Annotated in this window: 12 protein-coding genes; all 12 read right to left on the minus strand. The window is 53.1% G+C overall.

The genetic code is table 11. The annotated features are described in order from the left end of the window. Window positions 1-191: 191 nt before the first annotated feature. Window positions 192-701 carry an NADH-quinone oxidoreductase subunit B family protein gene (locus F7B33_RS09730; RefSeq protein ID WP_297064684.1) on the minus strand — a complete coding sequence of 170 codons (510 nt, stop codon included), beginning with the start codon at window positions 699-701 and terminating at the stop codon, window positions 192-194. Window positions 702-707: 6 nt separating this feature from the next. Beyond that, the gene (locus tag F7B33_RS09735; protein WP_297064685.1) at window positions 708-1,055 is read right to left on the minus strand and encodes a hydrogenase; all 348 of its coding nucleotides are present in this window, start codon (window positions 1,053-1,055) and stop codon (window positions 708-710) included. 1 nt (window position 1,056) lies between these two features. Continuing rightward, window positions 1,057-2,601 carry a proton-conducting transporter membrane subunit gene (locus tag F7B33_RS09740; protein ID WP_297064687.1) on the minus strand — a complete coding sequence of 515 codons (1,545 nt, stop codon included), beginning with the start codon at window positions 2,599-2,601 and terminating at the stop codon, window positions 1,057-1,059. After that, window positions 2,598-2,957, minus strand: coding sequence for an NADH-quinone oxidoreductase subunit K (locus tag F7B33_RS09745; protein WP_297074301.1), 360 nt, complete (start codon window positions 2,955-2,957; stop codon window positions 2,598-2,600). The genes F7B33_RS09740 and F7B33_RS09745 overlap by 4 nt, the downstream gene beginning before the upstream one ends. Further along, window positions 2,954-3,418 carry a Na(+)/H(+) antiporter subunit B gene (locus F7B33_RS09750; protein ID WP_297074303.1) on the minus strand — a complete coding sequence of 155 codons (465 nt, stop codon included), beginning with the start codon at window positions 3,416-3,418 and terminating at the stop codon, window positions 2,954-2,956. Before F7B33_RS09750 ends, F7B33_RS09745 begins: the two co-directional genes overlap by 4 nt. Further along, complete coding sequence (mbhE, locus tag F7B33_RS09755; RefSeq protein WP_297074304.1) at window positions 3,415-3,711, minus strand: hydrogen gas-evolving membrane-bound hydrogenase subunit E; 297 nt, start codon at window positions 3,709-3,711, stop codon at window positions 3,415-3,417. The genes F7B33_RS09750 and mbhE overlap by 4 nt, the downstream gene beginning before the upstream one ends. Continuing rightward, window positions 3,708-3,971 (minus strand): DUF4040 domain-containing protein, encoded by a 264-nt coding sequence (locus tag F7B33_RS09760; RefSeq protein ID WP_297064697.1) that lies wholly within the window; start codon window positions 3,969-3,971, stop codon window positions 3,708-3,710. The genes mbhE and F7B33_RS09760 overlap by 4 nt, the downstream gene beginning before the upstream one ends. Next, a complete protein-coding gene (mnhG, locus tag F7B33_RS09765; protein WP_297064700.1) occupies window positions 3,968-4,333 on the minus strand; it encodes a monovalent cation/H(+) antiporter subunit G in 366 nt (121 codons plus the stop codon). The genes F7B33_RS09760 and mnhG overlap by 4 nt, the downstream gene beginning before the upstream one ends. Beyond that, complete coding sequence (locus F7B33_RS09770; protein ID WP_297064703.1) at window positions 4,330-4,593, minus strand: cation:proton antiporter; 264 nt, start codon at window positions 4,591-4,593, stop codon at window positions 4,330-4,332. The genes mnhG and F7B33_RS09770 overlap by 4 nt, the downstream gene beginning before the upstream one ends. After that, window positions 4,590-5,093 (minus strand): monovalent cation/H+ antiporter subunit E, encoded by a 504-nt coding sequence (locus F7B33_RS09775; RefSeq protein ID WP_297064705.1) that lies wholly within the window; start codon window positions 5,091-5,093, stop codon window positions 4,590-4,592. Before F7B33_RS09775 ends, F7B33_RS09770 begins: the two co-directional genes overlap by 4 nt. Window positions 5,094-5,289: 196 nt before the next feature. Further along, window positions 5,290-5,742: a 4Fe-4S dicluster domain-containing protein gene (locus tag F7B33_RS09780; RefSeq protein WP_297064710.1), complete on the minus strand. Its 453-nt coding sequence runs from the start codon at window positions 5,740-5,742 to the stop codon at window positions 5,290-5,292. After that, on the minus strand, window positions 5,739-6,201 hold a 463-nt coding region (locus tag F7B33_RS09785; protein ID WP_297074305.1), incomplete at its 5' end, for an FAD-dependent oxidoreductase. The genes F7B33_RS09780 and F7B33_RS09785, both read right to left, overlap by 4 nt.

Here is a 6,201-nt window from a genome sequence, read left to right on the forward strand (position 1 = left end):
ATATGAGCCCTTGCTTGTGCAAGCGCCGTTCTCACTATCGTTCGAACGTCCTTGACGGATCGCGGAAAACGTTTTTCTAATCAACTGGGCACCTGAGAGAGTGAGAGGCTTCTCAACGGGCTCTTTTCCAGTGTTCACCTCTCTGAAACGCCCTTCGGGCGATATGTGCTTGTGAACCTCCAAAAATTCCCTCATTTCTCGGAACCTCCCTTTAACTTCTCGACCAGCTTCTCAAGGGCCAAAACGACCCCGTGGAGTATCGCCTCCGGTCTCGGGGGACAGCCAGGAACGTAAACGTCAACCGGAATGACGTTGCTCAGCGGTGCGTTGGTGAATGGACTTTCGTAGAAGACGCTCCCGCCGGTGGGGCAGGAGCCGACGGCTATGACTATCTTTGGCTCCGGTGTTTGCTCGTAGACCAGTTTAAGTCTCTCGAGGCTCTGGTTGGTTACCGGCCCGGTGACGAGGAGTATATCAGCGTGCCTCGGACTGCCTACGAGCTTTACCCCAAAGCGCTCGGCATCGTAACGGGGAGTTAGGGCTGCTATAATCTCTATATCACAGCCGTTGCACGAGCCGGTGTTAACGTGAAAAACCCAGGGGGATTTACCTATATAACGGCACAGCTGGGCGATTCTCTTCTCAAGCCTTTCGCGTTCCGTTGAGTTTGAACTGCTTTTAGCGGGAACGGTTATTGCCATCTCACTTCACCCCCAGATTAAGAGAACTCCCATGACGAAGGCGGTAACTATGACGAGGTAGCTCACGTAGTCGGTCAGCAGTCCGGTGTGGTCGGCCTTGAGTACAGTAAAGAAGCGTTTTAGGGCGTAAGTTAAGCCCCACATGACGTTCTTTCCCGTGTAGTAGCCCTCAAGGTGCTCAAAACCCGGGATAACCTTTTCCGGGTCCTCACCGCTGATGAATATCTTTGTTCCATCTCCAGTTTTTCTGGTTCCCATCCCTTTTTTTCTGGCCCACAGGTCGAGGAAGTAGGCAAGGATTAGGCCAATGATGAAAACGAGGACGAAGTAGAGGGCATCCCAGTAGCCGAACATTTCACGCACCTCCCAGGAGAGTGCTCACGTAGGCCAGCTGGTTCTCCAGGGTCTTTACAGCCGGAATCATTATCTTGTCGCTTATCTGCCACGGGAAGAGACCCATGACGATTATGGCGATTGTGAGTATTAGTATCGGCCAGAGCATCGTCCCCTCTGGGTCTTTGGCCTTCATAACCCTCTCACTTGGCCTTCCGAAGAAGGTGTAGAGCACTTTGACATATGCCGCGGTACAGAAGGCCGTTCCGATTATCGCTATTGCGCCGAGTATCGGGTTGAATATCGCTGAGCTCTCGTAGATGAGCCATTTGCTCGCGAAGCCGTTGAGGGGGGGCATTCCTATTATCGCGGCCGCACCGATGAGGAAGGCAAAGGTGGTTTTGGGCATAGTTTTGGCCAATCCGCTCAGTTCGTTCAAATTCCTCGTCCCGAGCTGGTGGATTACAACGCCTGCAATCAGGAAGAGGAGTGCCTTCATGAGGGCGTGGTTAAAGGTGTGGTAGATTGCTCCGGCTAAAGCTATCTCTCCTGTCTGGCTTCCGTAGGCCGCTAAACCAATCCCGAGGCCAAGGAGAATGTATCCTATCTGTCCCACCGAGGAATAAGCCAAGAGCCTCTTCATGTCCGTCTGGATTACGGCCATAGCGTTGCCGACTATCAGCGTTATACAGGCGAAGAGTATTATGAGCCATCCGACCGTCTTCGTGCTAATACTGGTTCCGTAGATGCTGAACAGAATCCTCGTGAGGGCGTAGATTCCTCCTATCTTGATGACCAGGCCGGAAAGCATAGCCGAAATCGAGCTTGGGGCAGCGGGGTGTGCATCGGCAAGCCACATGTGAACCGGGGAAGCACCGCTCTTGAAGAGAAGCCCCGCTATGAAGAGCGCTAATGCGACCTTTCCGACAACCGTCGGATTCTGGGAGAGTTTTAACGCTAGATACCCCATCGTCAGCGTTCCGTACTGGCCGTAGAGGAGCGCTATGCCGAGCAAAATCAGGGAACTCGCTATAGAGCCAACGAACATATACTTTATGCCGGCCTCAATACCTTCCCAGGTGTCGTTCCTGAAGGCAACCAGGGCGTAGCTGGCTATGCTCATTATCTCAAGGAAGACGTAGAAGTTGAAGAGGTCTCCGGTTATCGCTATGCCGAGCATTCCAAGCTCGAGGATTATGATGAGGGTGTAGTACTTATCGAGGCCGGTGTCGTGCTTCATGTAGCCGAGGGAGTAAATCACCGCCATAAATGACACGAAGGTCACTATAAGCACCATGAGGGCACCAAAGGTGTCGACCTCCCAGACTATCCTTACCGGGAAGCTAACGCCTTGGCCAAGTGGACTCTTCGCTCCAAGGGTGTATAGAACTATTTTTCCGCTCCCCCAGACGTAGTAGAAGAGCGCCGAACCTACAGCTAATGTAGCACCGCTTATGATAACGGCCCACGCTTCCCTTGCCTTCCTTCCAGCTAGACTCACTATTGGCATCGAAAACGCTCCAAAGAGGGGAATGATTATGAGGTACGGTAGAATCTCGCCGTTCATCCCCTCAACCTCCTTAGAGCTCTCACGTCAAGGGTTCCGTAGTGGCGGTAGGCGTTTATCGTCAGGGCTATTGCGAGGGAAAGCACACAGACTCCGATGACTATGCTCGTTAGAACCAGGGCCTGGGGTAAAGGCCCGACCATCGGGCTCTTCAGCGTTTCATAACCCGTGTAAATAGGAGCCGTTGGTACTTCGTTCAGCTCTATGCGGTAGCCGAGACTTATTAGGAGGAGATGGATTCCAGAGTCTATTATGTCAAGCGCTAAAATCAGCTTGATTAGGTTCCTCTTTGCCAAAAAGGCGTAGATTCCGAGGACTATGAGCAGGAACGCGGTGATGAACTGGAACTGAATCATGACTTCCACCTCCGGTAGAGTGCTATCGCGGTGAGGGCGCTAATCAATCCCGTGAAGACCTTTAATCCTACGGCCAGGTTCATTATGGGCAGAAATCCGGCCGAGAGTAGAGTCCCTGGTTTTCCGTTGAAGAAGGGTCCGTTGTGCCAGAGGGCGTTGTAGAAGAAGGCCACACCCATTCCCAGCATCGCCGCGCCGAGGAAGACGAGGCCACCTATCCCCTCCAGAGCTGAGTAAAGGCTCTTGTTGTAGTGCTTCTTCATCTCGTCGAGGCCGAACGAGACGAGGAAGAGTATCCCCGCTCCCGCTATGGTGGCACCGCCCTGAAAACCTCCTCCGGGGGTTAGGTGACCGTGCACCACTATGTAGGCACCGAAGATTCCGATGAGCGGGATTATTACCCTCGCCGAGGTCTTAACGATGAGCCCCATGTCGCCACTACATCTTGGCCTGCACGTCATGACTCGTCCCCCCTCCAGGGCCTTAGAAGTGCAACAGCCCCTGCTATGGCCGTGAAGAGAACCGTAGCTTCTCCAATTGTATCGTAGCCCCTGTAATCAAACACTATGTCCGTGACTATGTTCATACCGCCGACCTCTTTTAGACCGTGGGTAATGTAGTAGTTGTCCGTATAGCGGAGCGAAAGCCACTCCTTCCCTCCGGGACCAAAGACGAGCCCGTAGTTGGGGTTTGCTATGTAGAGGAGCACACCGAGGATGAACAGCAGTGAGAGGTAAGCTATTGTCCTCTTCACGCTTCCACCTCCCATCTCTCGGTCTTCGCTATGCCGTAAACTATCACAGCGGTAACTACTCCGGCACCAACGGCTGCCTCTGCTATAGCCACGTCAGGTGCGTGGAGCATGTAGAACTCAAGGCTGAGGAGCAGGCTCATCGCTGCCGACATCAGCGCGGCGGCCAGCAAATCTCTAAAGCGAATGGTCAGATAAGCGGTGATGAGGACGCCAAAGAGTATTATCGCCTGAATCGTCATATCAATCGTTAATGCCTTCATTCCGCTTCACCCCCGAGCTTCTCCTCGTAGGCATCGACAACCGCTCTGGCTGGCTTGTATCCGCTCAGGTGTGCCGCTTTGGCTATGGCGTGGGCACCGACCGGGTTTGTGAGGAGGAGGGCAACGAGTGCAACCAAACTGTGGAGGGCCATCTGGAGGTACTTCGGGTCACCGGTAACCTGGAGCTGGTTGAGGGCGTGGGTAACAACAGCCAGAACGGCGAATATCGTTCCGAAGGTTGTGCACTTCGTCGCTCCGTGAAGGCGAGTGTAAACGTCGGGGAAACGGTGCAGGGCAATGCTCCCCAGGATGTTGAAGGTTATCGCTATCGAAAGGAAGGCGTAAATCAGGTACTCAATCATTGCAATCCCCCCTGCAGGTAGCGGGCTATGACAAGGGTTCCGATGTAGCTCAGCAGGGCGTAAACTATGGCTATGTCAATGTAAATCGTCCTGTCGTAGGCCGCTCCAAGAAGAACCATCGTCGCAACGATCAGGGTGTTCAGGGTGTCAACTCCGACGACCCTGTCTGGAACGCTTGGGCCCAGCATAATCCTCAGTATCGTTAGAAACGATGCTATCGAGACGAGCAGGGTTGCATAGAAGAACACCGGGTCAATCATCTTCCCAACCTCCTCGCCCATTTTTCAAAGGGCCCAGAAACCGGTCCCGAGTTTTCTGGCCTTTCTAAGCCGGGGGGGATGTCAATCCAGTGGACGTAGAGAGCCTTTTCCTCTGGGCAGGCATCTATCGTCAGCGTTCCCGGGGTTAGGGTAATGGAATTGGCGAGAATCGTGTACTGGGCGTCGTTCTCAAGTTCCACTGGAACCCTGACGATTCCGGGCCTTATCTTTCCCGTTATGACGAGATAAGCAACGTGGAGGTTGGCCTTAACCATCCCCCAGAAGAGTACGGGTACGTAGACAATCCATTCAATCCACTTCACAGGGTTCAGGAAGCGGACTGATTTATCCCCAACAACGTCTCTCGTGGTGTAGCCGACTATGAGCGCGAATATCAGACCGGCTATAAGCTCTTGGGTGTTCCAAAGCAGTCCGTTAGTTCCCGCTGTTAACACGAGCCAGATGATGTAGGCGAAGACGAACGCGACTATGAAGGGCAAGCTACCACCTCCAAATTAATATTTTTGTTTACCCTCGATTAGAGCTTCTCTTTCTGACTTAAAACGCTTTTTTAAAGCTCAGTTTGGTAAAAAAAGGTAGGAAACACCTTATTGTAAACCAAAGGTTTAGGGACTTTCATGTTCTACTGTATGCAACGAAGAGCTTTAACGGTTTTCGGTGGATAAATTTGAAAAATTAGAGGTGCTTGGAAATTACCTCTGCAACTTTTATCCTCTTCTCCTCTCCATCGCCGGGCCCGTAGTAGATAGCGTTAGCAGGGCACATCTCGTGGCAGGCCGGCTTCAGTCCTTTGGCTCTTCTTTCGGCGCACATGTCGCACTTGTAGACGACCTTAACGACGGGCTCGTAGCTTATCGCCCCGAAGGGGCACACTGAGAGACACATGAGACATCCTATGCACGTTTCCTGGTTTATTATCACGGCCCCGTCTCTGTCGCGGGTAATCGCGTTCACTGGGCAGACGGCCATACAGGGCGCTTCCTCACAGTGGCGACAGTTAATGGGCACACCAACGCCATTGCTCGCGAAGACAACCCTTATGTTAGGCCTCCCGTCGTGAATGAAGTCGCACACCGCTTCGCAGGTCTCGCAACCTATGCAGGCGTTGAAATCGACGAGGAGCTTCATGCTCTCACCCCCGTAAGCCAGAGATGAATATCGCGCGCGGCGTATAGGCCGTCTCTCGTTGCCCTGCCAACAAGCGAAGGGCCAAGGACAACGTCCCCGGCCGCGAAGACTCCTTCCCTGCTCGTCATGTGCTGGGAATCAACGACGATTCTGCCCTTCCTGTCCGTCGCTATTCCGACGTTCTCTCCAAAGGGTGGTGTTGGAATTTGTCCCATGGCGCAGACCACGTAGTCAACCTCAACCGTGAACTCGCTTCCCTCTATCGGAACTGGTTTTCTTCTCCCTGTTTCATCGGGCTCGCTGAGTTTTGTTCTAACGAGTTCAACACCCTTTACCCTTCCCTTCTCGCCGATGATTCTTTTTGGCATCGTTAGTTCGAGCCACTCAACGCCCTTTTCGCGGAGAAGGTTTATCTCGTAGCTTCCTGCCGGGGCCTCCCTTATTGTCCTGCGGTAGCTC

It is taken from the genome of Thermococcus sp., assembly GCF_015523185.1.
Taxonomy (GTDB): domain Archaea; phylum Methanobacteriota_B; class Thermococci; order Thermococcales; family Thermococcaceae; genus Thermococcus.